The organism is Rhodanobacter sp. L36 (genome assembly GCF_009765755.1).
Taxonomy (GTDB): domain Bacteria; phylum Pseudomonadota; class Gammaproteobacteria; order Xanthomonadales; family Rhodanobacteraceae; genus Rhodanobacter.
The window spans coordinates 1-24,694 of the sequence record NZ_LMUV01000006.1 but is presented as its reverse complement, the minus strand read 5'-3'; the positions used below and the strand labels follow the sequence as shown (position 1 = coordinate 24,694).

Here is a 24,694-nt window from a genome sequence, read left to right as displayed (position 1 = left end):
CGGCGAGGGTGCTGCCGCCGATGCGGCGACTCGCCAAACTTCCATTATAGCGGCTGCGTCCTGACCGCAGCGCCGCCTCAGGCGGAAGGCGCTGCTTTTCAACGTGCGGCGGGTTTGCCGTCGGCCGCCAGTCCACGGATGAGCAGGTCGATCAGCTGCTTGAACGCCGCGTCTTCACCGGGGTTGCCCCACAAATGCGCGAGGCCGGGATAGTGAAAGCGCGTGGTGGCGTCGAATATGGTCAACGCGGTTGCACGCGCATCCACCTTGCGGAAGTCGCCGCTGGCTACACCGGCGGCAATGATCGAAGAAATCTGCCCGCGCAAATGCTCGACATGTTCGTTGATCACCTCGCGCGCATCGGCGGCCAGCGCACCGTAGGTGGCGAAGAGTTCCGGATCGCCCAGCGCCTTGTCGCGCTTCGCTTCGCGCAATGCGCCCAGCCACTGGCGCAGTCGCGTCGGCGGCGCGGCTTTTCCGTTGGCGATGATCTGCAACGGCGCCATCGTGCGTTCCAGCCACACGCGCAGTACCGCGTCGCGCAGCGCGGCTTTGCTGGCGAAATGCCGATACACGCTGCCGTGGCTGACCCCGAGCGCCTGCGCCACGTCCACCACCGTGGCCTTGCCGGGGCCGAAGCGACGCAGCACGTCTTCGGCGGCGGCAAGAATGCGTTCGGGCGTCAGCGCGGATTCGTTCATGCCGCGGATTCAAGCACGACCGGGCAGGCGCTGACGAGTTCGTCGGCTACGTAGCCCAGCGGAATGTCGCCCAGCACGTGCTCGATTACGTTTTCGGTGCCGCCGCCTTCGAAGTCGATCCAGCCGCTGTTGAAGCCGTCAAGCATGGCGATGCGCGGACCGGTACGATCGGCCGGCGTGCCTTCATCTTCGAAGCGCGTTGCCCACTCGTTGCGCGGCACCGTGAACGCCTCGACGTCGTATTCGAGCACTGCCGCCAGAGCCTGCGCCATGTCGAGCGGACTGTAGCGTTGCGGTCCTTCCAGCTCGATCACGCGATGACCTTGCCACGACTGCGTCAGCGTCTGAGCGACGACGCGGCCGATATCGTCGGTGGCGATCATCGGGATCGCCCGATCGAGGGGTTGCAGATAACTCGCGAATCGTCCCTCGTCCCTTGCACGTGCAATGTCCCAACGCAGATTTTCCATGAACCACGCGGCGCGCACGTGGGCGTGCGGCATCGGCATCGCATCGATCGCGCTTTCCAGCAGATGCAGTTGCGTGATCAGTCCGAGATCGCGGTTCTGCTGCGCGCCGACCGACGACAGCGCGACCACCTTCGGCGGCCTTGCCTGTCGCAAGGCTGCGACCAAGGTCGCGATCAATGCGCGTGGTTCGGCGAAATCGGGACTCGGCGCAAAGTTGGCCGGCAGCATCGCGAACACGCCGTCGACACCGCTGAGGACGTTCGCCAACGCGCGCTCGTCGGACCAGTCGGCGACGGCGACTTCCGAGCCACGCGCGAGCCAGTTCGGCGCTTTCGCTACATCGCGCACGATGGCGCGAACCCGATGGCCGGTGTTTTGAAGGTGACGGGCGACGGCGCCGCCGACCTGACCGGTGATTCCCATGATGGCGTACATGCGATGGACCTCTCTGTCGTGAAGTGGAGTGGAATCAGTGCGTGCTGCGTTCGCTGTCGAGCATCGCCATCTGCGCCTTGGCGTAGCGATCACCCGCTGCGGCGTCCGCTGGCACGGCGCGTTCGATCGCGGCGATGTCGTCGTCGCTCAGCGCGACATTCGATGCGCCGAGCGCTTCGGTCAGGCGGTCGCGTGTGCGTGCGCCGACCAGCGGCACGATGTCATCGCCGCGCGACAACACCCAGGCGATCGCCAGTTGCGCCACGCTGCAGCCGCGAGCCTTTGCGAGTTCGCGCAACAACTCGACCAGTTGCAGGTTGTGATCGAGGTTTTCGCCCTGGAAGCGCGGACTGTGCATGCGGAAATCGCGCGTTGAAGGCTCGCGACCCTTCGACCAGTGTCCGCTGATGAGGCCGCGCGACAGCACGCCGTAAGCGGTGATGCCGATGCCCAGTTCGCGGCACGCCGGCAGGATGGCGTCTTCGATGCCGCGCGTGATTACCGCATATTCGATCTGCAGATCGATCACCGGCAACACCGCATGCGCGCGACGGACGGTGCCGGCGCCCATTTCGGAAAGTCCGAGGTGGCGCACGTAGCCGGCCTTCACCATGTCGGCGATCGCGCCGACGGTGTCCTCGATCGGTATGTTGGGATCGAGCCGTGCTGGGCGATAGATGTCGATGTAGTCGGTGCGCAGGCGCTTGAGGCTGTAGGCAAGCGCGGTCTTTACGGCGGAGGGACGCGCGTCGTAGCCGAGCCACTGGCCGTCCGGTCCGCGCTGCGCGCCGAACTTCACGCTGAGCTGATAGCTGTCGCGCGGCCGATCCGCCAGCGCTTCGCCGAGCAGCATTTCGTTGTGGCCCATGCCGTAGAAATCGCCGGTGTCGAGCAGGGTGACGCCGACATCCAGCGCTGCGTGCACGGTGGCGATGCTTTCGCCGCGATCGGCCCTGCCGTACATGTCCGACATGCCCATGCAGCCAAGACCGATGGAGGAAACCTTCAGGCCGTTGCGGCCAAGTGTGCGGTGGTTCATCGAGGTGTTCCGTCGAGGTGGGAGCGAAGGATGACATTTGGAATGACAAATATCAAATATTGTCATTATTTTATTAGTTGCCCGCGAATGGGCCGCAGCCGGCCATTTCCTGGGTGTTTTTGCGCCATGCCGTCAGGCGATGGTGCGTGGACTTCTCGAAAGGACTTCGGCGCATGCTTTCCGCCATCGCGATTCTCGCTCGCCGGCTGCGCATTCTTGATCGATGGATTGCCTGCCGTATCCGTCCGCACGGGCGTTTCGCGGTGTTCGTCCACGAGTTCATCTGCTTCGGCGTGAAGCAGGCCTCGGCCTCTTTGTTCGGCGGGTTGATGGTGGCGCTCCTGCTGGCCACGTGGCGCTGGTATCCGGCGCATGCGCCGCTGGCGCGCTATGACTTCCTTACGCTGGCTGCATTGGCGATGCAGCTGATGTTGTTGCTCACGCGACTGGAAAGCCTCGAGGAAGCGAAGGTGATCCTGCTGTTCCATGTCGTCGGCACGGCGATGGAATTGTTCAAGACGTCGGTCGGTTCATGGGAATACCCCGAGCCGTCGTTGCTGCGACTGGGTGGCGTGCCGCTTTTCAGTGGTTTCATGTACGCGTCGATCGGCAGCTATCTCGCGCGGGTGTGGCGGCTTTTCGATTTTCGTTTCACGCGGCATCCGCCGTTTGTCGTCACGGCGCTGTTGGCCTGCGCGATCTACGCGAATTTCTTCACGCATCATTACCTGCCGGATGTCCGCTGGCTGTTGTTCGCGGCGCTGGTCTGGGTGTTCGGCCCGTGCTGGGTGCACTTCCGCGTGCGACGCGTGCACCGGCGCATGCCGTTGCTGCTGGGCTTCGTGCTGGTGGCGGTGTTCATCTGGTTCGCGGAAAACGTGGGCACGCTGAGCAAGGCGTGGCTGTATCCGGCGCAACGTCACGGCTGGCAGATGGTGCCGCTGGGCAAGCTCGGCGCGTGGTTGCTGCTGATGGTGATCAGCTACGTGATGGTGTCGGCGGTGCACCATGCGTCGCCTGCAAGAACTGCGCGTTAGGTCTTTTTGTTGGCAGGACGAGCCGCATCGAACAGCGTGCCGGCGGTGCGTGTGTGCAGGGACGCGGCGTCGAAACCTTGCGGCAACAGGCCCGCAATTTCAAGCATCACCGCGCCATGCAGCGCAGCCCAGATCTGATGGCCAAGGATCGGTGCGTCCGCTTCGACCGCGCCTTCGGCAATCAGCACTTCGACGTGTTCGGCGACAGTTTTCAGCATGCGTGCATGCGCTACGCGATACGCCGGATCGTTGCGGTTGGTTTCCGGGTATTCGAACATCAGCCGATACGTGGCTGAGTTGCTGCGCGCGAAAGCCACGTACGCATCGCGCACGTTTCGGCTGCGCTGGCGCGCATCGCCTGGCGTCTGCAGCGCCTGTTCGAGCGCTAGGGAAAAACGATGCAGGCCGCGCGTGCGCACGGCGGTGATGATTTCTTCCTTGCTCGCGAAAAACCGATACGGCGTCATGGTGCCGCAGCCGAGTTCACCGGCGATGCGGCGCATGGTCACCGCAGCGGGGCCTTGCTCGATATAGAGCGTCGCCGCGGTTTCGCAGATGCGCGCGCGAAAAGCCTCGATGTCGCTATCGCTCAGCGCCTTCGGCATGGCGCGTCAGTTCGCCGGCACGTGCAGCGTCTTGCGGAAGAACGCCAGCGCGTCGACTTGGATTTGCGCATGCACTTCCGCGCGATCGACGCCGGCCGGATCGCTGCACATCACCGGCAACTCTTTCGCCTGGCCGGGCGAGCAGGGCGGAATGAACACCCAGTGGTCGGCCTTTGGCACCATCTTCACCGCGACCAGCGTGTGCATCAGCGGGATCAGGTGTTCGGCGTTTTCGGACGGACGCAGTACGTGGTCGTTCTGCGCGTAGTACATGAACACCGGGCGATCGATCGACGCCGCGCCGGCCTCGTCGATGATCAGGCTCAGCGGTGCCATCACAAAAGCGGACTTGACGCGCGGGTCGGCGGTGTCGCCCCACTGCGCCGCCTGCTTCTGCGTGCGATCCATCACCTGCTGCAGCGTGAGGCCCTCAGCAGCTGCGTTGGCCTTGAACTTCTTTGCATCCAGGCAGATGAAATCCGCCGTATAACGCAGGCAGTAATCGATAAAGCGACGGAACTTCGGCTTGGCGCCGACCACCATCAGGCTCGTGTAGCCGCCGGCGGAAAAACCGGCGACGCCGATGCGATTCACATCGATCGATGCCTTCCATTTCGGATCGTCGAGCAGATAGCTGATCGTGGCCTTCACCTGGATCGGTCGGCCACCCAGCACGGGTGCGTGGCCGACGCCGCTCTGGTCGTGGAAGTTGTCCTTCGGATGTTCCAGTGTCGCGACGATGAAACCGTGCGATGCCAGATAGGTCGCAAGGTCGTGGTGGCCGAGATCGGAGCCGCCGTTGCCATGCGAAAGCACCACCAGCGGGCGCACGCCCGGCGCCATCGGTGCATCGGCGGTGCCGGCCACGTGATACGGGCCGACCCAGCTCATTCCCGTGGCGTGCTTCGCCGGATAGAAGACGTAGCCGGGCATCTCGCCGCCATTCACCGGGTCGTGAATCGTGATGGCGTGAAAGCCCACGCCCGATGCGCTTTGCGCGAACGCGCTCGACGCTGATGCGACAACCAGCAGGATGGCCAGACACCACGCGCGCAAGGCGCGGGTCGATACGGATGCGTGCATGAAAACCCTCATTACGTTGGTTGCGTACGGCGTACGGTACAACGTACGAAAAGCGCTGTGCAAGCCCCGGCGATGGCCGCCATCGCCCGCGGCCGCTACACTTCGGCGTTCATCCCCGCCTGTTACCCCAGAGGTTCGAATGTTCCCCAAGGACTGCACGATCGCCGCTTACGACGAAGAACTGGCCAAGGCCATCGCCGATGAAGGCCAGCGTCAGGAGGATCACGTCGAACTGATCGCCTCGGAGAACTACGCCAGCCCGCGCGTGATGGAAGCGCAGGGTTCCAAGCTCACCAACAAGTACGCCGAGGGTTATCCCGGCAAGCGCTATTACGGCGGCTGCGAGTACGTGGATATCGCCGAGAAGCTGGCGATCGAACGGCTCAAGCAATTGTTCGGTGCCACCTACGCCAACGTGCAGCCGCACTCGGGTTCGCAGGCCAACCAAGCGGTGTACCTCGCGCTGCTGCAGCCGGGCGACACCATCCTCGGCATGAGTCTCGCCCACGGCGGCCACCTCACGCACGGCGCCAAGGTCAATATCAGCGGCAAGCTGTTCAACGCGGTCCAGTACGGCGTCGATGCGGAAGGCTTGATCGACTACGACGAAGTGCAGCGGCTCGCCACCGAGCACAAGCCGAAGATGCTGGTCGGCGGTTTCAGCGCGTACTCGCAGGTGGTCGACTGGGCGCGCATGCGCCAGATCGCCGATTCGGTCGGCGCGCTGTTCTTCGTCGACATGGCTCACGTTGCGGGCCTGATTGCCGCGGGCGTTTATCCGAGCCCGCTGCCGCATGCGCACGTCGTCACCTCGACCACGCACAAGACGCTGCGCGGTCCGCGCGGCGGCATCATTGTGGCAAAGGATGCCGGCGAAGAGATCGAGAAGAAGCTGCAGTCGATCGTGTTCCCCGGTATTCAGGGCGGCCCGCTGATGCACGTGATCGCGGCCAAGGCCGTGGCGTTCAAGGAAGCACTGGAGCCGGAGTTCAGGACTTATCAGGCACAGGTAGTGAAGAACGCCAAGGCGATGGCGAAAACGTTCATGTCGCGCGGCTACAAGATCGTTTCCGGAGGCACCGAAAATCATCTGATGCTGGTCGACATGATTGGCAAGGACGTCACCGGCAAGGACGCGGAAGAAGCGCTCGGCCGCGCGCACATCACCGTCAACAAGAACGCCGTGCCGAATGATCCACGCAAACCCTTCGTCACCTCCGGTCTGCGCATCGGCACGCCGGCCGTCACGACTCGCGGCTATCTGGAAACGGATTGCATCGAGCTGACGAACGGCATTTGCGACGTGTTGGATGCGCCATCGGACGAGGCCGTGATCGCGAAAGTGCGTGACGCGGTGACGGCGCAGTGCAAGAAATTTCCGGTGTATGGCTGAAATGCGAGGAATCGGGAACAGGGAATCGGGAATCGGCAACAGCCGGTTCCGTGCAGGCTCGTGCTTCTCGCTATTCCCGACTCTCCATTCCCGATTCGCATAAGAATGCATTGCCCCTTCTGCCAGCACGAAGACACCCGCGTCATCGATTCGCGCCTGACTGATGACGGCGGCAGCGTGCGTCGTCGGCGTGAGTGCGAGCAGTGTGGCGAGCGCTTCAACACGTTCGAAACGGCGGAGCTGAAACTGCCGACGGTGGTGAAGAGTGGCGAGCGGCGCGAGACCTTCGACGAACGCAAGTTGCGCGTGAGTTTCGAGCGCGCGCTGCAGAAACGTCCGGTGACCAGCGAGGCGGTGGATGCTGCGGTGCGCGCCATCGTCAACGACCTGCGTCGCAGCGGCGAGCGCGAAGTGCCGTCGCGGCAGGTTGGTGAACTGGTAATGCGCGAGTTGAAGAATCTCGATCAGGTGGCTTACGTTCGCTTCGCCTCGGTCTATCGCAGCTTCGAGGACGTGCAGGCCTTTCGCGAGGAAATCGAGCGGCTCGAACGCGACCTGCCGGGATTGGAAAGCCTGCAGCTTTCACTGCTCGGCGAAAGCGACATGAAGCGCGGCAAGAAGAGTTGACGGAGTTCGACGCGTGTTCGTAGCCATCTACCGCTGGCGCCTGCACTCCGGACTCGAGCAGGATTTCATCGCGAACTGGCAGCGCATTACCGACTTCGGCCTCGCCGCAGGTTCCGGCGGTTCGAGCCTCTTCAGGGATAGCGACGGATGCTGGGTGGCGATCGCGCGATGGCCGTCCATCGACGCGCGCGACCAGTTTTTCGAGCAATACCGTCGCGAGCACGCCGATCCCGCGTTGCAGGAGGCAGCCACCCGTGCAATCGCCGATTCGTTTCCGGCACAGGAACTGCAATCGGTGATCGATGCGTGGGCGCCGATTGGTCCACTCATTGACGATGCGAAGCCGTGAACACTTTTTCCGCCATTGATCACACGCACATGGCGCATGCGTTGCGCCTGGCCGAGCGCGGCCTTTTCACGACACAACCGAATCCGCGCGTGGGTTGCGTTATTGCACGTGATGCGCAAGTCCTCGGTGAAGGCTGGCATCAGCGCGCGGGCGAACCGCATGCAGAAGTGTTCGCACTGCGCGAAGCCGGCGATCGCGCGCGCGGCGCAACCGCATACGTCACGCTGGAGCCGTGTGCGCATCACGGTCGCACGCCGCCGTGCGCGAATGCGCTCATCGATGCGGGCATACGTCGTGTGGTGATCGCCGTGCAGGATCCGTTTCCGCAGGTGGCGGGACGCGGCATCGAATTGCTTCGCGCGGCCAGGATGGTTGTCGATGTCGGGTTGATGCGGGACGCGGCGCGCGAATTGAATATCGGTTTTTTCCATCGTATCGAACGTGGCCGACCGTGGGTTCGCGTGAAGCTGGCGATGAGCCTCGATGGCCGCACCGCGCTGGGGAACGGTGAGTCGACATGGATCACCGGCGAGCCTGCGCGTGCGGACGTGCAACGGTGGCGCGCACGCAGCTCGGCGATCCTCGCCGGCAGCGGTACGGTGCTGGCGGATGACCCTCGGCTCACGGCGCGCTTGCCTGAAGGCGAGTCATCAGCTGCGCCGTTGCGCGTGGTACTCGATCGACGTTTTCAAATACCGGGCGGCCGTCACGTGTTCGATGATGCGGCGCCCACGCTGTTGCTGCATGCGCCGACGGTTACGCCGGATAATCGCCATCAGCGCATCGAATGCGCGTCGGTGGCGGAGCAGGACGAGGCGCTGGACTTGCACGCAGTGCTGACGTTGCTGGCGGATCGTGGCTGCAACGAAGTGCACGTCGAGGCTGGCCACACGCTCTGCGGTGCGCTGTTTTCCGCAGGACTGGTCGACGAGCTGTTGTTGTACGTCGCGCCGTTATTCCTCGGCGACGATGCGCAACCATTGCTGCGTCTTCCCGCACTCACCGACATGGCCGATCGCTGGCAGTTGCGCACCGTCGATCGCCGCATGCTCGGCGACGATATCCGCCTGCGTCTGCGTCCCGCCAAACTCTGATCAACACGCAATGCTTGCCGATGAAGGATGAATGACGTGGGCGAAACCATCGGCTGGGGCATCATCGGTTGCGGCAATGTCACCGAAGTGAAAAGCGGCCCGGCCTTCCAGAAGGCCGGACATTCCGCGCTGGTCGCGGTGATGCGCCGCGATGGCGACAAGGCGCGTGACTATGCGCACCGCCATGGCGTGCCGGCGTGGTACGACGATGCCGCCGCGTTGATCGCCGATCCGAAAGTGGACGCCGTTTACATCGCCACGCCGCCTTCCTCGCATCTGAAATACGCGTTGATGAGCATCGCCGCCGGCAAGCCGGTGTATGTGGAAAAGCCCATGGCGATGGATGCGACCGAGTGCGACACGATTATCCGCGCCGGTCGCGCGGCCAATGTGCCGGTGTTCGTCGCGTACTACCGACGCATGCTGCCGCGCTTTCACACCGTGCGGGCGCTGTTGTTCGACGAGCGCGTGATCGGCGTGCCGCGCATCGTGAACACGGTGTTGTACGAGCCGCACGAACCGCGTTACCACGATCCGGAGAATCTGCCGTGGCATGTGCATGCGGCGATCTCTGGCGGCGGCGTGTTCATGGATATCGGTTGCCACACGCTGGATATTCTGGATTGGCTGTTTGGTCCGATTGCCGAAGTCGGCGGTCGCGCTTCGAATCAGCTCGGTGCGTATGCGCCGGAAGACAGCGTGGCGATGTCATTCGCATTTGATGGCGGCATGCTCGGCACCGGCTTGTGGAATTTCGGCAGCTTCGCGCGGCATGACATGATCGAGGTGATCGGCAGCGAAGGCCGTCTCGCATTCGCCACGTTCGGTGATGGTCCGATCCGGCTGGAGACGGCGAACGGCACGCGCGAATATCGAGTCGACAATCCGACGCATATCCAGCAGCCGTTGATCGAAACCATCATCGCCGAGTTGTGCGGGCAAGTCGGCGCATGCCCATCCACTGCCGAGAGCGGCGCACGCACCAGTCGCGTGATGGATAAGGTGCTGATGCAATACCGGCGCGGCATGCATGGAACCGCGTGAAACAGCGCGAGGGAAACGCTGCATTCTTCCTGGCACACAACAGGCATGCGGCCTCGCGATGCTAGAATCCGCCGGTCGGCTCGCCGGCATGAACCACTACGACGTCTTCAGGGCGGGGTGAGATTCCCCACCGGCGGTAAGTGTCTCGCTCGATCCGAGCGACACGAGCCCGCGAGCGCCTTCGCCGAGACGACGAAGGGTCAGCAGATCCGGTGCGATGCCGGAGCCGACGGTTCAGACGATGCCATTACAACGGCAGCGTCCAAAGTCCGGATAAAAGAAGACGGTGCTTGCACGCTTTCATGGCGTGCGCGTGCCATACGCCTTGAGGGCGTTTTTCGCAGCTTTGCAGCGGGAAACGTGCCATGACCAAGTCATCCATTCTTCGTCGCTCGCTCCCCCCGGGAGTGCGCTGATGTTTACCGGCATCATCCAGACCGTGGGTCGCGTCGCGCGTCTCGAACCACGCGGCGGCGACGTGCGCCTCGTCATCGACACGGCCGACCTCGATCTTTCCGATGTGCAACTCGGTGACTCCATCGCCGTTTCCGGCGTGTGCCTCACGGCGGTGACGCTCGATGCGCGCGGCTTCGGCGCGGACGTCTCCAACGAAACTCTGTCGCTGACTTCGCTGGGCGCGTTGAAGCCCGGCGATGCGGTGAACCTCGAAAAGGCCTTGCGACTGGCCGACCGGCTCGGCGGCCATCTGGTATCCGGTCATGTCGACGGCCTCGGCAAGGTGATCTCCATCACGCCCGACGGTCGCTCGCAACGCTGGACGTTTGAAGTGCCCGCGACACTATCGCGTTACATCGCTGCGAAGGGTTCGGTGTGCATCGATGGCACCAGCCTCACGGTGAATGAAGTGAAGGCGCAGCGCTTCGGCGTCAACCTGATTCCGCACACGGTCGAGCACACCGCGTTTAACGCGCGTCGCGTCGGCGATGCGGTGAACATTGAAGTCGACGTGATCGCACGCTACGTCGAACGCCTCCTTTCCAGCGGCGAAGCGCCACGACTGGACGAGGCGTTCCTCAAGCAGCACGGATTCGCGTGATCGTTTCAGATTTGAAATAACGATTTTTCCGTTCCCCGCTTCTGTTCTCCTTCCGGACTTTGCCCATGCCCTTCAACACCATTCCCGAAATCCTCGAAGACATCCGTGCCGGCCGCATGGTGGTGATCCTCGATGACGAGGATCGCGAGAACGAAGGTGATCTGATCATGGCCGCCGAAAAAGTCCGCGCGGAAGACATCAACTTCATGGTGCGCGAAGCGCGCGGGCTGGTCTGCGTCACGCTGACCGAGCAGCGCACGCGGCAGCTCGGCCTGAAGCCGATGGTCAGCGACAACACTTCGGCTTACCACACCAACTTCACCGTCTCGATCGAAGCGGCTGAAGGCGTCACCACCGGCATCTCCGCGCACGATCGCGCGCGCACGATCCAGGTGGCGGTGAGGGCGGACGCGAAGCCGCAGGATCTGTCGCAGCCGGGCCATATCTTTCCGCTCACCGCACAACCCGGCGGCGTACTGACGCGTGCCGGCCACACCGAAGCCGGCTGCGATCTCGCTGCGCTCGCCGGCCTCGAACCCTCCGCCGTGCTGATCGAGGTGCTGCACGAAGACGGTTCGATGGCGCGCCGACCCGAGCTGGAAATCTTCGCGCAGAAACACGGACTGAAGATCGGCTCGATCGCCGACCTGATCCGCTACCGGCTGGAAACCGAGAAGACCGTGCAGCGCGTGCACGAGGAGAAAGTGCAGACCGAGTTCGGCACGTTCCGCCTGTTCGCGTATCGCGACGTCATCCGTCGCGGACTGCATTTCGCGCTGGTGCGTGGTGCTGTCGACGATGGCGCGCCGGTGCTGTCGCGTGTGCATGTGCGCAACACCTTGTCCGACGTGTTGCATCTGCAGCGCGATGATCTCGGCCTCACCGTGACCTCGGCATTGCGCCGCATCGCCGACGAGGACCGCGGCGTATTGCTGGTGCTGTCCGGCGAAGACACGCCAGAAGCCTTGCTCGCACGACTCGGTCGTCAACCCAGCACGCAGGCGCCGGAAGAAGTGCAGCAACAGGAATGGCGACAGCTTGGCCTGGGCGCGCAGATGCTGGCCGACCTTGGCGTGCGTCGCCTGCGCTTGCTCGGCACGCCGCGCAAACTCGTCGGCCTGGCCGGGTTCGGGCTTGAGGTCGTGGAATACGTGTAGGAGCGCAGCCTGTGCGCGATTGCTCTTCCTGAGTTGATGGAGAGCAGCGCGCACAGGGTGCGCTCCTGCCGGGTAATGTGCGGTTCCCGGTCATTGATTTGCCCTGCAGTTGCTGCACCTTCGCCGCATAATCCGACCTTCTTCCATCGAACACTCTCATGCCAGCCATTCGCGTCCGACTGATCGCTCCTTCCGGTTATCCGCACGACCGCGCGGCGATGTTGCGTGGCGTGGCGCGACTTCGTGATGCCGGTTGCGAAGTGGAAGGGCTCGAAGTACTCGATCGCACCGAACTGCGTTTCGCCGGTAGCGACAGCGAACGCGCATCGGACATCAATGCGCTGGCGACGAGGGTCGACCTGCCGGATATCGCGCTCGTGACGCGTGGCGGCTACGGCGCCACGCGACTGCTGCCGCACCTCAATTACGGCGCGTTGCGCGAACGTCTGGCCGACGCATCCACCTTGCTCGTCGGGCACAGCGATTTCACAGCGTTGCAAATGGCGCTGCATGCGAAGAGCGGCCTGATCACTTTCAGTGGCCCGTTGCTCGCGGACCTTGGCGCGGAATCGCCTGGTGATCTGACCTGGAAGAGTTTGTGGAACACGGCGACGTCGTCGGCTTCTTCGGTCCATTGGCAAACGGCGAGCGACGTCGACACCGACGTGCAAGGTCCGCTGTGGGGCGGCAACCTTGCCGTGTTGTGCAGCCTGATCGGCACGCCGTATTTCCCCGTCATCGATGACGGCATCCTGTTTGTCGAGGACATCGGCGAACCGCCGTTTCGCATCGAACGGCTGCTCTACCAATTGCATCTTTCAGGCGTGCTTCGCAGGCAACGCGCGCTCGTGCTTGGAAGTTTCAGCGCCTGCAAACCGGGGCATCGCGACAACGGCTACGACCTCGAAGCGGCATTCGCGCAGATTCACTCGGTCGCGGGCATACCGGTGATCGACGGACTGCCGCACGGCCATGGCGACGTGCAGCTGACCTTGCCGTTCGGTGCGCCTGCGCGCCTGCATGTCGCAGCCGGCGAAGCCGAATTAAGTTTCAGCAACTATCCGCACCTGCACGCGCCTGCCGATGGCAAAGAGCGAGCAGGACCATCTGCAAACCCGTAAAATGGCTGGTCTGCAAGGGCTCGCGCCCACCGAGGAATGACGCAATGAAGATCATCGAAGGCGATTTCGCCACGCCGAAAGGCCGCTTCGCCATCGTCGCCGGACGTTTCAACGGCTTCGTCGTCGAGCCGCTGGTTGCCGGTGCGCGCGACGCGCTGGTGCGCCACGGCGTGAAAGACGACGCGATCGAACTGGTGCGCGTGCCCGGCGCCTGGGAAATCGCACTGGTCGCGCACAAGCTCGCCGCCTCGGGCAAGTATGTGGCGGTGATCGCGCTGGGTGCCGTGATTCGCGGTTCGACGCCTCACTTCGATTTCGTCGCTGGCGAATGCGCAAAAGGCCTGGCGAAAGCTGCGCTGGATTCCGGCGTACCGGTAAGCTTCGGCGTGCTGACCACCGACAGCATCGAGCAGGCGATCGAACGCTCCGGTACCAAGGCCGGGAACAAGGGCGCCGATGCAGCGATCGCCGTGCTCGAGATGGTCAATCTCTACGGGAAGTTGTAATGGCCCAGCATCCGCAGGGTCTCGATATGGCCGCGCGTTCGCGCGCGCGTCGCCGCGCGTTGCAGGCGCTGTACGCGTGGCAGATGAGCGGCAGCCACATGAACGCGGTGATCGAACAGTTCCGCCACGAGCAGGACATGGAAATCGCCGACCTCGAATACTTCGAGGATCTGCTGCATGGCGTGGAAAAAAATGTCGACGCGCTGGATGAAGCGCTTCGTCCGCACATCGATCGCGAGGTTGCGCAGGTCGATCCGATCGAACGCGCCGCGTTGCGCCTGGCCGCGTACGAATTGAAATTCCGTCCCGACGTGCCGTATCGCGTCGTGATCAACGAAGCGATCGAAGTCACCAAGCGCTTCGGCGCCGATCATGGCCACAGCTACGTCAATGGCGTGCTCGACAAGCTGGCGGGCGAGCTGCGTGTTGTCGAAAAGAATCATCGGGGCTGAGCACTTTCGCGCGTTTGCTTCGCGCGACTTCTTCCTGCGATTTCCCTTCGTCGCTCGTATCTAGGCAAAGGCGGTTCGATGGAATTCCGACTGATCGAGCGCATCCGTGAATTGACCGCGCAACCGCGCGACGATGTGCGCCTCGGCATCGGCGACGACGCCGCAATTTTGGCCGTGCCCGTCGGGCAGGAGCTCGTCGCCGCCATCGATACGCTGGTCGACGGCGTGCATTTTCCGCATGGCACCGCGGCCGCGGATATTGGATGGAAATCGCTGGCGGTGAATCTCTCCGATCTGGCGGCAATGGGCGCGAGTCCGGCATGGGCGCTGCTGGCGTTGACATTGCCGGACGCCGACGCCGATTTCGTTGATGGATTCGCGGCGGGTTTTGCAAGGTTGGCGCAATCGCATCGGCTTGCCCTGGTGGGTGGCGACACGACGCGCGGACCGTTGAGCATCAGCGTGGCCGTGCACGGATTCGTGCCGCCGGGCAAGGCACTCACACGGGATCGTGCGCAAGTCGGCGATGCGATTCTGGTCACCGGCACGCTCGGTGATGCAGCGGCCGGATTGCATGCATTGCAGCGTCCGCTGGCCGTCGACGACAGTCGCGCTGCCTTGCGCGAATTTCTGATCGAACGCCTCAATCTGCCAACGCCACGACTCGCTGCCGGCGCTGCGTTGCGCGGGCAGGCGAGCGCATGCATCGACATTTCCGATGGCCTCGTCGCCGACCTCGGACATATCTGCAACGCGAGCGGCGTCGGCGCGGAAATCGATGCCGCGTTGCTGCCACGATCCTCCGCATTGATGTCGCTCTACGATGATGCGAGTGCGCTGCGCTTTGCACTCGCTGGCGGTGACGACTACGAACTGTGTTTCACCGTCCCGGGCAAGAAGTTGTCCGACGTGCAGTCCGATCTGTCGCGCATCGGCTGCGGCGTGACGCGCATTGGCCGCATTGTGGAGGGCAGCGGCGTGCGCGTGCGCGGTGCGGACGGCGAGTGGCTCGTTGATGAACCACAGGGATGGGAGCACTTCGCGTGAATGCCGAAACCATGAAGCTCAAGAAAAGCCTGAGCGCCGAACAGCGCCGCGCCTTGCTCGCAACGCCTGCAGGTTGGCTCGCCTGCGGATTCGGCTCCGGACTCACGCCGGTGGCGCAAGGCACATCCGGTTCGATGGCCGCGTTGATTCCATGGTTGTGGCTGCGCCAACTGTCTTTGCCGATCTATGTGGCCGTGCTGATCGTCGGCTATGTCGTGGGTGTGTGGGCATGCAACGTCGCCGGCCGCGCCATCGGCGTGGCTGATCACCGCAGCGTGGTGTGGGACGAATTCATCGGACAATGGATCGCATTGTTGCCATTGCTGATTCCCGCGTTTCTGCCTGCCAGCGGTTTCGCCTGGTGGATGGTCGGTACCGGTTTCGCGTTGTTCCGTCTGTTCGACGTATGGAAACCCTGGCCGATCAGCTGGCTCGATCGTCACATGAAAGACGGCACGGGCGTGATGGTCGACGACGTGGTGGCGGGAATTTTCGCGGCCATCGTTCTGGCGCTCGGGCTTCTTGCACTGCATTGATTTTGCGGCACGGAGTGACTCGGATGAGGGCTCGTCGGTTTGCGCGCAATGCGATCATCGGGCTGTTGACGGCTGTGACTCTGCTCTTCGCAGTCGTATGGGCCGCGGGCGACATGCTGATTCATCCAGCGCCCGCGACCATTGGTGCGCCGCCATCCGATTTTCCTGCGCGAGTGGTGGTTTTCGACAGTGCATCCGGTGCCCGCATCCATGGCTGGTTCGCCGCCGGGAAAGGGCGAGGTGCAATCCTGCTGTTGCACGGTGTACGCGCCAATCGTCTGAGCATGCTCGATCGCGCAAGATTTCTGCACGCGGCGGGTTACTCGGTTTTGCTGATCGACTTCCAGGCTTCGGGTGAGAGCAGCGGCGACGCGATCACCTTCGGCCATCTCGAATCGCGCGATGCGGCTGCGGCGCTGACCGAACTGAAAACACTGGCTCCGGGAGAGAAGACCGGCATCATCGGTACGTCGATGGGCGGCGCCGCGACCTTGCTTGCCGAGCCATCGCTGCAAGTGGACGCGATGGTTCTGGAACAGGTGTATCCGACGTTGTCGCAGGCCGTTGTCGATCGCATGCAACTTCACGCGGGCGCGCCCGGTCGATGGCTGGCGCCGTTACTGCTGCGAACCGTCAAGCCGCATCTTGGTTTCGATGGAGATCAGATGCGCCCGATCGACCGGGTCGGACAAGTTCATGCGCCAAAACTTTTCGTGGTGGGTGCAGCGGACCAGCACACGCCCATCACGGAATCACTCGCCATGTTCGAACAGGCTGCGTCGCCCAAGGAGTTGTGGGTGGTGAGTGGCGCGCAGCATCTTGATCTCTACCGCTTCGCCGGTGGCGCATACGAAGCGCGGGTTCTCGATTTTTTCAACAAGTGGCTGCGTCAGCCTTCACGCGCCATGGAATGAACCAGCGCAATAGTTGGACGACATGCACGCACTGTCGGCATGCTGTCGATCTATTCGCTCAAGGACCATCACCATGCTCTATCGTCGCCTCGGCACATCCGGCCTGCAGCTTTCCGCGTTTTCGTTCGGCGCGTGGGTCACGTTCGGCAAGCAGGTGGGGCGCTCGGAGGCGCGCGACATGCTGGCGCTCGCGCACGATCGTGGCGTGAATTTTTTCGACAATGCCGAGACGTACAACAAGGGCGTGGCCGAGCAGGTGATGGGCGACGTGCTGGCTGACCTGCGTTTTCCTCGCGACAGTTTCTGCGTGTCGAGCAAGGTGTTCTTCGGTTCCGCCGAGAACCCGTTGCCGACGCAGCGCGGGCTGTCGCGCAAACACGTGACGGAAGCGTGTCATCAGGCCATGCAGCGGTTGCGCGTTGATTATCTCGATCTGTATTTCTGCCATCGGCCCGACGCGGAGACGCCGATCGAGGAAACGGTCGCGGCGATGGACACGCTGATTCGCCAGGGCAAGGTGCTGTACTGGGGAACCAGCGAGTGGCCGGCGGATTCGATCCGCGAGGCGCATCGCGTCGCGCGCGAAAATCATTTCTACGCGCCGGTGATGGAACAACCCGAATACAACCTGCTGCATCGCGAGCGAGTGGAGGTGGAATACGCGTCGCTGTACGAAGACTTCGGCATGGGCACCACGATTTGGTCGCCGCTGGCATCGGGTTTGCTGACCGGCAAGTACAACAACGGCGTGCCGGCCGATTCGCGAATCACCCAGCCGGGCTACGAGTGGCTGCGCGACAGCGTGCTAGGCAAGGGTGACGAACGCCTCGGCAAGGTTCGCGCGTTGCAACCGATCGCCGACGAACTCGGGGCGAGCCTCGCGCAACTGTCGCTCGCCTGGTGCCTGCTCAATCCGCACGTGTCCACCGTGATGCTGGGCGCAAGCCGTCGCGAACAGCTCGAGCAGAACCTGACCGCGCTGGACGTGCTTCCAAAGCTGGATGCCGGTATCGCGCAGCGCATGCGGGCGATCGTCGAGGCAGGTTGAGCGCGCGAATGGATAGGCGTGAAAGCGAAAGTCATTGACAGTCAAATGAGAATCATTATTATTTGAGGCGCCACCGAAACCGGAGCCTCATCATGTCGACGTCCGTTCTGTCTCTTCCTTCGCTTCCGCAGCCGTCGCTGTTGCCGGAGCGCGCAGTTCACCGGCCAACGCTGGTTTCCACGCTCGCTCGCGAACCGCGGCATGTTGCCAGTCACGCGCTGCTGGATGGCGCGCGAGAACTGGTGATCCAGCATCAGGGCGGCGAATACCACTTGCGCCTCACCCGTAACGACAAGCTGATCCTGACCAAATAACGAACGTTCCCGCGTGGCGTGTTCGCCAACGCGTTGATCGCCATGCCTGTCGCCAGAGCAACCGGTGTTGCCAGCTGGGCAGCTCCATCGGAGATGTCGATGTACAGCCCACTGCTTCACCGCTTGCGCGAATTCAGTCCGCATGTGGCCACGTCCGACACGCGCTGCTGCGTGCAGATGGCGCCCGCCACGCTGGCTCGTTCACTGCCCGCGCTTGGCAATCTTCTCTACGTGCCGATGCATCCGCATGCATCGACCTCGTGGATCGTGCCGCGCGGCCTTTTACTTGAAGCGATGCAGCTGGCACCGTTGCTGCAGATTCGCTGGCTGGTCGCGGCCAGCGTGATCACCGTGGATGGGCCGCGCGAATGGATCGACGGCATTGATCGCGATGGCCACGTTTGCGCGCGCTTGTATCTGCTCCCCGATACGGATTACCTCGCCTGGGATGCGCTGCTCGCCAGCGGCGAACCTGCATCGATACCTGCACGTCGCTGGCGCCGGCCGCGACCGGCGAGCGCGCAGCTGGTGTGTTTCAGGCATCGCCGCATGGCCGGGCTTGAAGTGTTCAGCGCCACCTCTGCGACACCGGACTCGCCGCTCAGTGCGCAGCTGGTCGCGCGGATCGCCCGCACCGAAGCGTTTCCGTGGCCGTCCGAAATCAACCATTGAGCGCGCTCGATGATGTTCGTCCGGTTGTCCGTGAAGTGTCCGCGGACAGCGCGCATGCACTCGAGGTCCGGTGCAAGTTGTTGACATGAAAGTGGATTTGTCCGGCGCCTGACGTGGCACACGGATTGCAATCATCTCTGCGCAACCGCACTGCACGCGGTCAGGAACGCCAAGATGATTCGCGACACTTCCGCACAAGACCGCCTGGTCGAAGTCAAACCCAACCGCAAACGCCGGATGATCCTCATCGGTGGTGGCGTCGTCGTGCTGGGCCTCGTGGTCTGGCTGGCACCCGGCATTGGCCGGTTGTTCTCGGCCTCGTCGTCCGTCAGCAGTTCGCGACTGGCTTTTGCCAATGTCGAACGCGGGCCGTTCGTCAACGACATCGCTGCCGAAGGCAACGTTGTCGCCGCCGTCAGCCCGACCATGTATGCCACCTATGGCGGCGCGGTCACGCTGCAGGTCCACGCGGGCGACACGGTGAAGAAAAACCAGGTACTCGCCGTCGTCGACAGCCCGGAACTGCGCAACAAGCTTGCGCAGGAACAATCCAAGGCCGACGGCATGCAGGTGGATTTCCTGCAGGCAGGCGTGGACTCGCGCACCAAGTCCAGCAATCTGCAAAAAGCCTACGACAACGCGCAGATCGACCAGAAGAGCGCGGAGACGAATCTGTCGCGCGAACAGAAAGCCGCCGCCGCCGGTGCAGCCACCGGCGTGGAAGTGGATCAGGCGAAGGACGCACTGGAAAAAGCCCGCATCACCTTTGCGCATGCCAAGTCCGACATGGGCATGAACAACGACAGTTCCAAATTCAACATACAGGCCAAGAAGCTCGCGCACGACAACCAGATGCTGGTGGTGCAGGACCTGCAGCGCCAGGTCGACGACCTCAACGTGAAGTCGCCGGTGGACGGCCAGGTCGGCCAGCTGTTCATTGCCGAACGCGCCACCGTGGCCAAGGACGCCAAGCTGCTCAGCGTGATCGATCTCTCCGCGCTGCAGGTGGAAATGCAGGTGCCGGAAAGTTTTGCGCGCGAGCTCGGCATCGGCATGACCGGCGAGATCAGCGGCAACGGCAATACGTGGAAGGGCATCGTCAGCGCGATCTCGCCCGAGGTCGTCAATGGCGAAGTCTCCGCCCGCTTGCGCTTCGCGGGCGAAACGCCGAAGCAGTTGCGCCAGAACCAGCGCCTCTCGGTTCGCGTGTTGCTCGACAAACGCGACAACGTGCTCACCGTGCAACGCGGCTCGTTCGTGGACGAATCCGGCGGCAGCTATGCCTATGTCGTGCACGACGGCATCGCCACCAAGACACCGATCCGCGTCGGCACCAGCAGCATCGACAAGGTGGAGATCCTGGGCGGCCTGAAAGAGGGCGACCGCATCGTGATTTCCGGCACCGACAGCTTCAAGAACGCGACCACCGTCGCAATCAGCAACTGATTTACACACGCACACACACCAAATCACGACCACCACCGAGGAACAACCATGCTGAAGATGACCCACCTGGCCAAGGTCTACCGCACTGAAGTGGTGGAAACTTATGCACTGCGCGATTTCAACATCGACGTGAAAGAAGGCGAGTTTGTCGCCGTCACCGGTCCGTCCGGTTCGGGCAAGACAACTTTTCTGACCATCGCCGGCCTGCTCGAAACTTTCAGTGGCGGCGAGTACCACCTCGACGGCATCGAGGTCAGCAACCTCAACGACAACGCGCGTTCGAAAATACGCAACGAGAAGATCGGCTTCATCTTCCAGGCGTTCAACCTGATCCCCGATCTCAACGTGTTCGACAACATCGAAGTGCCGCTGCGCTATCGCGGCATGAAAGCCGTCGAACGCAAGCAGCGCATCATGGATTCGCTCGAGCGTGTCGGCCTGGCATCGCGCGCCAAGCACTATCCGGCCGAGCTGTCCGGTGGTCAGCAGCAGCGCGTCGCCATCGCCCGTGCACTCGCCGGTTCGCCTCGCCTGCTGCTGGCGGATGAACCGACCGGCAACCTGGATACGCAGATGGCGCGCAGCGTGCTCGAACTGCTCGAGGACATCCATCGCGAAGGCGCCACCATCGTGATGGTCACCCATGATCCCGAACTGGCCGCACGCGCGCAGCGCAACGTGCACATCATCGATGGACAGGTGGTGGATCTCTCGGAAGACCCGCGCTTTCACGCCGGTACCCAGGGACGCAACGAAGCCCAATCGAGCTGATGCGTTGCACCGTACTGAAACCCCTGACGATTGCGAGAACCGTCCATGCGATTGAAGTTGCTGCCACTGTTGCTTTGTATGGGTCTGGCGCCGTTGCCAAGCCACGGCGAAGACCTGATGGATTCGTTCCGTCAGGCGATCGCCAATGATCCGGTGCTGGCCAATTCCGATGCCACGCGGTTGGCAGTGGCCGAAGGCGTGCCGCAGGCACGCTCGGCCCTGCTGCCTCAGGTCAACGGAACTTTGAGCCTCGTGCAGGCTCACGGCGGCCCCGCCAATGGTGGTACCACCATCGATTCGAACGGCAACATTCTGCCGACCAGTGGCGGCAATGCATCGCGTGATCGCAATCTCAGTGGCCAGCTGTCGCAATCGATTTTCAATCTGTCGAGCATCGCGGATCTGCGGGCAGCGCATTCGATCGACGACGCGCAACAGGAGACCTATCAGGCGGCCTTGCAGAATCTCTATGTGCGCGTGACTCAGGCGTACTTCAACGTGCTGAATGCCGAAGATCAGCTGGATATCAACAAGGCTTACGAAGACGGTTACAAGCAGGAGTTCGACCAGACCAGCGCGCGTTTCAAGAATGGACTGGCGATGTCTGCCGACATGAATCAGGCGCAGGCGTTCTATCAATTCATCAAGACGCAGAGAATCGCCTCCCAGGACCAGCTCAAGGACGCCCGTCGCGCGCTTGAACAGATCACCGGCAAACCCTGCGGCACGTTGAAGCGGCTGCGCGACGACATGCCGTTGTCGCTGCCCATGCCGAATGATCCGAAAGCGTGGGCCGATCTGGCCGAAGGCACCAACCCGACGGTTCTGTCTGCGCGCTACACGGTGAAAGCCGACGAGCACAAGATAACGGCGGCACGCGCAGGTCATCTGCCGAACCTTTCCGCGGGTGTGACCTACAGCAAAGACGGCAACTGGCAGGACCACGTGGCCGGCACGGGCGCGTACCAGAGAGGCACCACTACCGTGGGTCTCACGCTCACCATTCCGGTGTTCAGCGGCGGATATACGCAGTCACAAGTACGTCAGGCGATTTATCAGCGCGATGCGGACAGCGACACGCTCGAGGGCCAGCGTCGTCAGGCAATTCGCGACGTCTACAACTATTTCAATCAGGTCGTGGATGGCGTCGAGGCCTTGAAAGCGGCACAGGATTCGGTCGGCGCGGCCGAGAAGTCGCTGACTTCATTCAAGGCCGGTTACGAGATCGGCACGCAACCGCTGTATGCAGTGGTGCAGGCGATCGAAATCCTGGCCGAGTCGCGTAGCACCTACGCGCAGCAGCGCTACCAGTTCGTGCTCAACAAGCTGCTGCTCAAGCAATCCGCCGGCACCATCAACGTCCACGATCTGGAGGACGTCAACGGGTTGCTGCAGTAATTCCTCCCTTTCCACGTCGCTGATTCAAGGAGCGCGTTTCGATGTTTTCCTACTACTTCAAGCTCGGTTTGCGCAGCCTACGGCGCAATCCCGTTCTTACCGCGCTGATGGTCATGGCGATCGGTTTCGGTGTGGCTGCGTCGATGATCACGTGGTCGGTGTTTCGCGCGGTGTCGGGCAATCCGATTCCGGAAAAGTCCTCGCAGCTCTACACGTCGCTCATCGACAACCGCGGTCCGCAATTCAACGACAAGGGCGAGCCGCCCGAGGCGCTCAACTATGTCGATGCAACGGCTCTGATCAACGCGCACAAGGCGCTGCATCAAACCCTGCTGTACGAGATCGCGCCGTCCGTGTTGCCCGAAGGCAACAACAGCCTTCCGTTCACTTCGGACGGCTATGCGACCAACGCGGATTTCTTCGCCATGTTCGACGTGCCGTTCCAGTACGGCGGTGCGTGGCGCGACAGCGACGACCGTGGCCGCGCCGCGGTCGTGGTGCTCAGTCACGAGCTCAACCAGCAGTTGTTCGGCGGTGCCAACAGCGTCGGTCGCGAAGTCACGCTGGACAGGCACATCTATCGCGTCGTCGGCGTCACCGAACACTGGGATCCGAAGCCACGTTTCTACGATGCCTTCAGCGGCAATGAATTTGGCGATCCCGTGCAGCTCTACGTGCCGTTCAATCGCGCCGTTGACGCGCAACTGGATACTGCCGGTCGCAACAATTGCGGCGGCATCGCCGACTACGGAGTCGGGCGCGATGGCTGGCTGCATGGTGAATGCGTCTGGGTGCCGGTATGGGTGGAATTGCCGACCAGGGCAGACGCCGATCACTACCGCGAATTCCTCACCGCCTACGCCTCCGAGCAGCAACATGCCGGGCGTTTCCACTGGGCTCCCAACGTGCGTCTGCGCGATGTCACCAACTGGCTCGACTACAAGCAAGTGGTGCCGCCGGAGAGCCGCATCTCGTTGATGGTGGCGCTGGGCTTTTTCGTGATCTGTCTGGTCAACACGATCGGTCTGTTGCTGGCCAAGTTCATGCGGCGCGCACCGGAGATCGGCGTGCGTCGCGCACTCGGCGCGCCGCGCCGCGACATCTACGGGCAGTTCCTGATCGAAGCCGGCACCGTGGGTCTGGCCGGCGGTGTGCTCGGGCTCGTGCTCACCGCTGCCGGCATGCTCGGTGTCGGCCTGCTGTTCGATCCGGAAATCGCACGACTCGCGCATCTGGATGTTTCGCTGGTCGCGCTGACGTTGATCGTCGCGGTGATCGCCACTGTGCTCGCTGCTTTCTATCCGACCTGGCGCGCCTCGCAGGTGCAGCCGGCCTGGCAACTGAAGTCGAACTGAGGAGGCGACGACCATGCAGATCCAGCCGATCCTCGCCGCCATGCGCCATCACAAGGCCGGCACTGTACTGATCGCGCTGCAGATCGCGCTCACGCTGGCCATCGTGTGCAACGCGCTCTTCATCATCCAGCAGCGCACGGCACGCATCGCGCGGCCCAGTGGCGTGGACGAATCGAATCTCTTCGTCATCCAGAACGACTGGGCCGACAAGTCCGATCCGCAGCGCACCGACGTGCAGATGAAGGCCGACCTGATTGCGTTGCGCCAGCTTGGCAGCGTGCAGGATGTCGCGCCCGCCAACAGCTTTCCGTTGCATGGCACCGGCTGGGACAACTACGTCAAGCTGACGCCGGACCAAGTGAAGATGACCACCGACGCGGCGATCTTCTTTTCCGACGACCACACGCTATCGGCGCTCGGCGCAAAAATGATCGCGGGCCGCAACTTCACCGCCAGTGAAATCGGCAGCCAGAAACCGCGCGACGCGTTGTATTCGGCGCAGGTCATCATCAGCAAGGATCTGGCGACGCGGCTGTTTCCGGATGGTTCCGCGCTCGGCAAGACGATCTATGTGTCATCCAACAAGACGCCGTCGACTGTCATCGGCATCACCGACACGTTGCAGGCGCACATGCGCGCCTGGGCCAAGGACTATGCATACAACGCGGTGCTCATTCCGGCGCGACTGCTCGACGACAGCACGTTCTACCTGGTGCGTGCCAGGCCCGGTCAGCTTGCTGCCGCGATGCAGGAAGCGCCCAAGGCGTTGTACCAACAAAGCCGCATGCGCATCATCAATCCGAAGGATGGCATCCTGACGTTCGACGAGGTGCGCGCGCGTTACTACAAAGGCGATCTCGGCATGGCGATCCTGATGGGCATCATCAGCGTCGTGCTGCTGGCGATCACCGCCGCGGGCATCGTCGGGCTCACCAGTTTCTGGGTCGGCCAGCGTCGCAAGCAGATCGGCGTGCGTCGCGCGCTTGGCGCCACGCGCGGCGACATCCTGAGTTATTTCCTCAC

General features: G+C 62.9%; 27 protein-coding genes and 1 riboswitch. Of the genes, 22 read left to right on the top strand and 5 right to left on the bottom strand.

Annotated elements, in window-relative coordinates:
• Positions 1 to 98: 98 nt before the first annotated feature.
• Genes GSQ73_RS08430 through GSQ73_RS08420 form a run of 3 tightly spaced genes read right to left on the bottom strand, consistent with a single transcriptional unit; the run spans position 99 to position 2,645 of the window.
• Entirely contained in the window at positions 99 to 701 is a 603-nt protein-coding gene (locus GSQ73_RS08430) for a TetR family transcriptional regulator (protein WP_158882997.1), read from the bottom strand.
• Positions 698 to 1,606, bottom strand: coding sequence for an NmrA family NAD(P)-binding protein (locus GSQ73_RS08425; protein WP_158882995.1), 909 nt, complete (start codon positions 1,604 to 1,606; stop codon positions 698 to 700). Before GSQ73_RS08425 ends, GSQ73_RS08430 begins: the two co-directional genes overlap by 4 nt.
• Before the next feature lie 34 nt (positions 1,607 to 1,640).
• Positions 1,641 to 2,645 carry an aldo/keto reductase gene (locus tag GSQ73_RS08420; protein ID WP_158882993.1) on the bottom strand — a complete coding sequence of 335 codons (1,005 nt, stop codon included), beginning with the start codon at positions 2,643 to 2,645 and terminating at the stop codon, positions 1,641 to 1,643.
• Positions 2,646 to 2,818: 173 nt separating this feature from the next.
• Here GSQ73_RS08420 and GSQ73_RS08415 point away from each other — a divergent pair, with 173 nt between their 5' ends.
• Positions 2,819 to 3,682 carry a DUF817 domain-containing protein gene (locus GSQ73_RS08415; RefSeq protein ID WP_158882991.1) on the top strand — a complete coding sequence of 288 codons (864 nt, stop codon included), beginning with the start codon at positions 2,819 to 2,821 and terminating at the stop codon, positions 3,680 to 3,682.
• On the opposite strand, the gene GSQ73_RS08410 is transcribed toward GSQ73_RS08415, so the two are convergent.
• Positions 3,679 to 4,287 (bottom strand): TetR/AcrR family transcriptional regulator, encoded by a 609-nt coding sequence (locus tag GSQ73_RS08410; RefSeq protein WP_158882990.1) that lies wholly within the window; start codon positions 4,285 to 4,287, stop codon positions 3,679 to 3,681. The genes GSQ73_RS08415 and GSQ73_RS08410 overlap by 4 nt on opposite strands.
• A 6-nt stretch (positions 4,288 to 4,293) precedes the next feature.
• Positions 4,294 to 5,370 carry a hypothetical protein gene (locus tag GSQ73_RS08405; protein WP_158882988.1) on the bottom strand — a complete coding sequence of 359 codons (1,077 nt, stop codon included), beginning with the start codon at positions 5,368 to 5,370 and terminating at the stop codon, positions 4,294 to 4,296.
• A gap of 139 nt (positions 5,371 to 5,509) precedes the next feature.
• Here GSQ73_RS08405 and glyA point away from each other — a divergent pair, with 139 nt between their 5' ends.
• The 21 genes from glyA to GSQ73_RS08300 form a co-directional block, all read left to right on the top strand.
• Positions 5,510 to 6,763 carry a serine hydroxymethyltransferase gene (glyA, locus tag GSQ73_RS08400; protein WP_158882986.1) on the top strand — a complete coding sequence of 418 codons (1,254 nt, stop codon included), beginning with the start codon at positions 5,510 to 5,512 and terminating at the stop codon, positions 6,761 to 6,763.
• A 105-nt stretch (positions 6,764 to 6,868) separates the two neighbouring features.
• Positions 6,869 to 7,390: a transcriptional regulator NrdR gene (gene nrdR, locus GSQ73_RS08395; RefSeq protein ID WP_158882984.1), complete on the top strand. Its 522-nt coding sequence runs from the start codon at positions 6,869 to 6,871 to the stop codon at positions 7,388 to 7,390.
• A gap of 13 nt (positions 7,391 to 7,403) precedes the next feature.
• Positions 7,404 to 7,739 (top strand): hypothetical protein, encoded by a 336-nt coding sequence (locus GSQ73_RS08390; RefSeq protein ID WP_158882982.1) that lies wholly within the window; start codon positions 7,404 to 7,406, stop codon positions 7,737 to 7,739.
• A 29-nt stretch (positions 7,740 to 7,768) separates the two neighbouring features.
• Positions 7,769 to 8,833, top strand: a complete 1,065-nt coding sequence (gene ribD / locus GSQ73_RS08385; RefSeq protein ID WP_158883385.1) for a bifunctional diaminohydroxyphosphoribosylaminopyrimidine deaminase/5-amino-6-(5-phosphoribosylamino)uracil reductase RibD — start codon at positions 7,769 to 7,771, stop codon at positions 8,831 to 8,833.
• 36 nt (positions 8,834 to 8,869) lie between these two features.
• A complete protein-coding gene (locus tag GSQ73_RS08380) occupies positions 8,870 to 9,877 on the top strand; it encodes a Gfo/Idh/MocA family oxidoreductase (RefSeq protein ID WP_254063341.1) in 1,008 nt (335 codons plus the stop codon).
• Positions 9,878 to 9,976: 99 nt separating this feature from the next.
• Positions 9,977 to 10,166: riboswitch (FMN riboswitch) on the top strand.
• Between the two features lie 126 nt (positions 10,167 to 10,292).
• Positions 10,293 to 10,934: a riboflavin synthase gene (locus GSQ73_RS08375; protein ID WP_158882978.1), complete on the top strand. Its 642-nt coding sequence runs from the start codon at positions 10,293 to 10,295 to the stop codon at positions 10,932 to 10,934.
• Between the two features lie 65 nt (positions 10,935 to 10,999).
• The gene (ribBA, locus tag GSQ73_RS08370; protein WP_158882977.1) at positions 11,000 to 12,091 is read left to right on the top strand and encodes a bifunctional 3,4-dihydroxy-2-butanone-4-phosphate synthase/GTP cyclohydrolase II; all 1,092 of its coding nucleotides are present in this window, start codon (positions 11,000 to 11,002) and stop codon (positions 12,089 to 12,091) included.
• A gap of 158 nt (positions 12,092 to 12,249) precedes the next feature.
• Positions 12,250 to 13,212: a muramoyltetrapeptide carboxypeptidase gene (gene ldcA, locus GSQ73_RS08365; protein ID WP_158882975.1), complete on the top strand. Its 963-nt coding sequence runs from the start codon at positions 12,250 to 12,252 to the stop codon at positions 13,210 to 13,212.
• A gap of 44 nt (positions 13,213 to 13,256) precedes the next feature.
• Complete coding sequence (gene ribE, locus GSQ73_RS08360) at positions 13,257 to 13,718, top strand: 6,7-dimethyl-8-ribityllumazine synthase (protein WP_158882973.1); 462 nt, start codon at positions 13,257 to 13,259, stop codon at positions 13,716 to 13,718.
• The gene (gene nusB / locus GSQ73_RS08355; RefSeq protein ID WP_158882971.1) at positions 13,718 to 14,170 is read left to right on the top strand and encodes a transcription antitermination factor NusB; all 453 of its coding nucleotides are present in this window, start codon (positions 13,718 to 13,720) and stop codon (positions 14,168 to 14,170) included. Before ribE ends, nusB begins: the two co-directional genes overlap by 1 nt.
• A gap of 78 nt (positions 14,171 to 14,248) precedes the next feature.
• A complete protein-coding gene (gene thiL / locus GSQ73_RS08350; protein WP_158882969.1) occupies positions 14,249 to 15,217 on the top strand; it encodes a thiamine-phosphate kinase in 969 nt (322 codons plus the stop codon).
• 11 nt (positions 15,218 to 15,228) lie between these two features.
• Positions 15,229 to 15,753 (top strand): phosphatidylglycerophosphatase A, encoded by a 525-nt coding sequence (locus GSQ73_RS08345; RefSeq protein ID WP_158883384.1) that lies wholly within the window; start codon positions 15,229 to 15,231, stop codon positions 15,751 to 15,753.
• Positions 15,754 to 15,776: 23 nt separating this feature from the next.
• Complete coding sequence (locus tag GSQ73_RS08340) at positions 15,777 to 16,667, top strand: alpha/beta hydrolase (protein WP_216844748.1); 891 nt, start codon at positions 15,777 to 15,779, stop codon at positions 16,665 to 16,667.
• A gap of 73 nt (positions 16,668 to 16,740) precedes the next feature.
• A complete protein-coding gene (locus GSQ73_RS08335) occupies positions 16,741 to 17,715 on the top strand; it encodes an aldo/keto reductase (protein WP_158882967.1) in 975 nt (324 codons plus the stop codon).
• 92 nt (positions 17,716 to 17,807) lie between these two features.
• Entirely contained in the window at positions 17,808 to 18,029 is a 222-nt protein-coding gene (locus GSQ73_RS08330) for a hemin uptake protein HemP (protein WP_158882965.1), read from the top strand.
• 99 nt (positions 18,030 to 18,128) lie between these two features.
• A complete protein-coding gene (locus tag GSQ73_RS08325; RefSeq protein ID WP_158882963.1) occupies positions 18,129 to 18,701 on the top strand; it encodes a hypothetical protein in 573 nt (190 codons plus the stop codon).
• Between the two features lie 174 nt (positions 18,702 to 18,875).
• Positions 18,876 to 20,147 carry an efflux RND transporter periplasmic adaptor subunit gene (locus tag GSQ73_RS08320; protein WP_158882961.1) on the top strand — a complete coding sequence of 424 codons (1,272 nt, stop codon included), beginning with the start codon at positions 18,876 to 18,878 and terminating at the stop codon, positions 20,145 to 20,147.
• Positions 20,148 to 20,195: 48 nt separating this feature from the next.
• The gene (locus GSQ73_RS08315) at positions 20,196 to 20,918 is read left to right on the top strand and encodes an ABC transporter ATP-binding protein (protein WP_158882959.1); all 723 of its coding nucleotides are present in this window, start codon (positions 20,196 to 20,198) and stop codon (positions 20,916 to 20,918) included.
• 45 nt (positions 20,919 to 20,963) lie between these two features.
• Complete coding sequence (locus GSQ73_RS08310; RefSeq protein WP_158882957.1) at positions 20,964 to 22,316, top strand: TolC family outer membrane protein; 1,353 nt, start codon at positions 20,964 to 20,966, stop codon at positions 22,314 to 22,316.
• Between the two features lie 41 nt (positions 22,317 to 22,357).
• Entirely contained in the window at positions 22,358 to 23,671 is a 1,314-nt protein-coding gene (locus tag GSQ73_RS08305; protein ID WP_158882955.1) for an ABC transporter permease, read from the top strand.
• 13 nt (positions 23,672 to 23,684) lie between these two features.
• Positions 23,685 to 24,694: ABC transporter permease (locus tag GSQ73_RS08300; protein ID WP_158882953.1), on the top strand; the 1,010-nt coding region annotated here is incomplete at its 3' end.

What these genes read in the sequence shown, in the direction of transcription:
- GSQ73_RS08430 (WP_158882997.1), bottom strand. Translation starts at nt 701, where the DNA reads ATGAACGAATCCGCGCTGACGCCCGAACGCATTCTTGCCGCCGCCGAA.
- GSQ73_RS08425 (WP_158882995.1), bottom strand. Translation starts at nt 1,606, where the DNA reads ATGTACGCCATCATGGGAATCACCGGTCAGGTCGGCGGCGCCGTCGCC.
- GSQ73_RS08420 (WP_158882993.1), bottom strand. Translation starts at nt 2,645, where the DNA reads ATGAACCACCGCACACTTGGCCGCAACGGCCTGAAGGTTTCCTCCATC.
- GSQ73_RS08415 (WP_158882991.1), top strand. Translation starts at nt 2,819, where the DNA reads ATGCTTTCCGCCATCGCGATTCTCGCTCGCCGGCTGCGCATTCTTGAT.
- GSQ73_RS08410 (WP_158882990.1), bottom strand. Translation starts at nt 4,287, where the DNA reads ATGCCGAAGGCGCTGAGCGATAGCGACATCGAGGCTTTTCGCGCGCGC.
- GSQ73_RS08405 (WP_158882988.1), bottom strand. Translation starts at nt 5,370, where the DNA reads ATGCACGCATCCGTATCGACCCGCGCCTTGCGCGCGTGGTGTCTGGCC.
- glyA (WP_158882986.1), top strand. Translation starts at nt 5,510, where the DNA reads ATGTTCCCCAAGGACTGCACGATCGCCGCTTACGACGAAGAACTGGCC.
- nrdR (WP_158882984.1), top strand. Translation starts at nt 6,869, where the DNA reads ATGCATTGCCCCTTCTGCCAGCACGAAGACACCCGCGTCATCGATTCG.
- ribD (WP_158883385.1), top strand. Translation starts at nt 7,769, where the DNA reads ATGGCGCATGCGTTGCGCCTGGCCGAGCGCGGCCTTTTCACGACACAA.
- GSQ73_RS08375 (WP_158882978.1), top strand. Translation starts at nt 10,293, where the DNA reads ATGTTTACCGGCATCATCCAGACCGTGGGTCGCGTCGCGCGTCTCGAA.
- ribBA (WP_158882977.1), top strand. Translation starts at nt 11,000, where the DNA reads ATGCCCTTCAACACCATTCCCGAAATCCTCGAAGACATCCGTGCCGGC.
- ldcA (WP_158882975.1), top strand. Translation starts at nt 12,250, where the DNA reads ATGCCAGCCATTCGCGTCCGACTGATCGCTCCTTCCGGTTATCCGCAC.
- ribE (WP_158882973.1), top strand. Translation starts at nt 13,257, where the DNA reads ATGAAGATCATCGAAGGCGATTTCGCCACGCCGAAAGGCCGCTTCGCC.
- nusB (WP_158882971.1), top strand. Translation starts at nt 13,718, where the DNA reads ATGGCCCAGCATCCGCAGGGTCTCGATATGGCCGCGCGTTCGCGCGCG.
- thiL (WP_158882969.1), top strand. Translation starts at nt 14,249, where the DNA reads ATGGAATTCCGACTGATCGAGCGCATCCGTGAATTGACCGCGCAACCG.
- GSQ73_RS08345 (WP_158883384.1), top strand. Translation starts at nt 15,229, where the DNA reads ATGAAGCTCAAGAAAAGCCTGAGCGCCGAACAGCGCCGCGCCTTGCTC.
- GSQ73_RS08340 (WP_216844748.1), top strand. Translation starts at nt 15,777, where the DNA reads ATGAGGGCTCGTCGGTTTGCGCGCAATGCGATCATCGGGCTGTTGACG.
- GSQ73_RS08335 (WP_158882967.1), top strand. Translation starts at nt 16,741, where the DNA reads ATGCTCTATCGTCGCCTCGGCACATCCGGCCTGCAGCTTTCCGCGTTT.
- GSQ73_RS08330 (WP_158882965.1), top strand. Translation starts at nt 17,808, where the DNA reads ATGTCGACGTCCGTTCTGTCTCTTCCTTCGCTTCCGCAGCCGTCGCTG.
- GSQ73_RS08325 (WP_158882963.1), top strand. Translation starts at nt 18,129, where the DNA reads ATGTACAGCCCACTGCTTCACCGCTTGCGCGAATTCAGTCCGCATGTG.
- GSQ73_RS08320 (WP_158882961.1), top strand. Translation starts at nt 18,876, where the DNA reads ATGATTCGCGACACTTCCGCACAAGACCGCCTGGTCGAAGTCAAACCC.
- GSQ73_RS08315 (WP_158882959.1), top strand. Translation starts at nt 20,196, where the DNA reads ATGCTGAAGATGACCCACCTGGCCAAGGTCTACCGCACTGAAGTGGTG.
- GSQ73_RS08310 (WP_158882957.1), top strand. Translation starts at nt 20,964, where the DNA reads ATGCGATTGAAGTTGCTGCCACTGTTGCTTTGTATGGGTCTGGCGCCG.
- GSQ73_RS08305 (WP_158882955.1), top strand. Translation starts at nt 22,358, where the DNA reads ATGTTTTCCTACTACTTCAAGCTCGGTTTGCGCAGCCTACGGCGCAAT.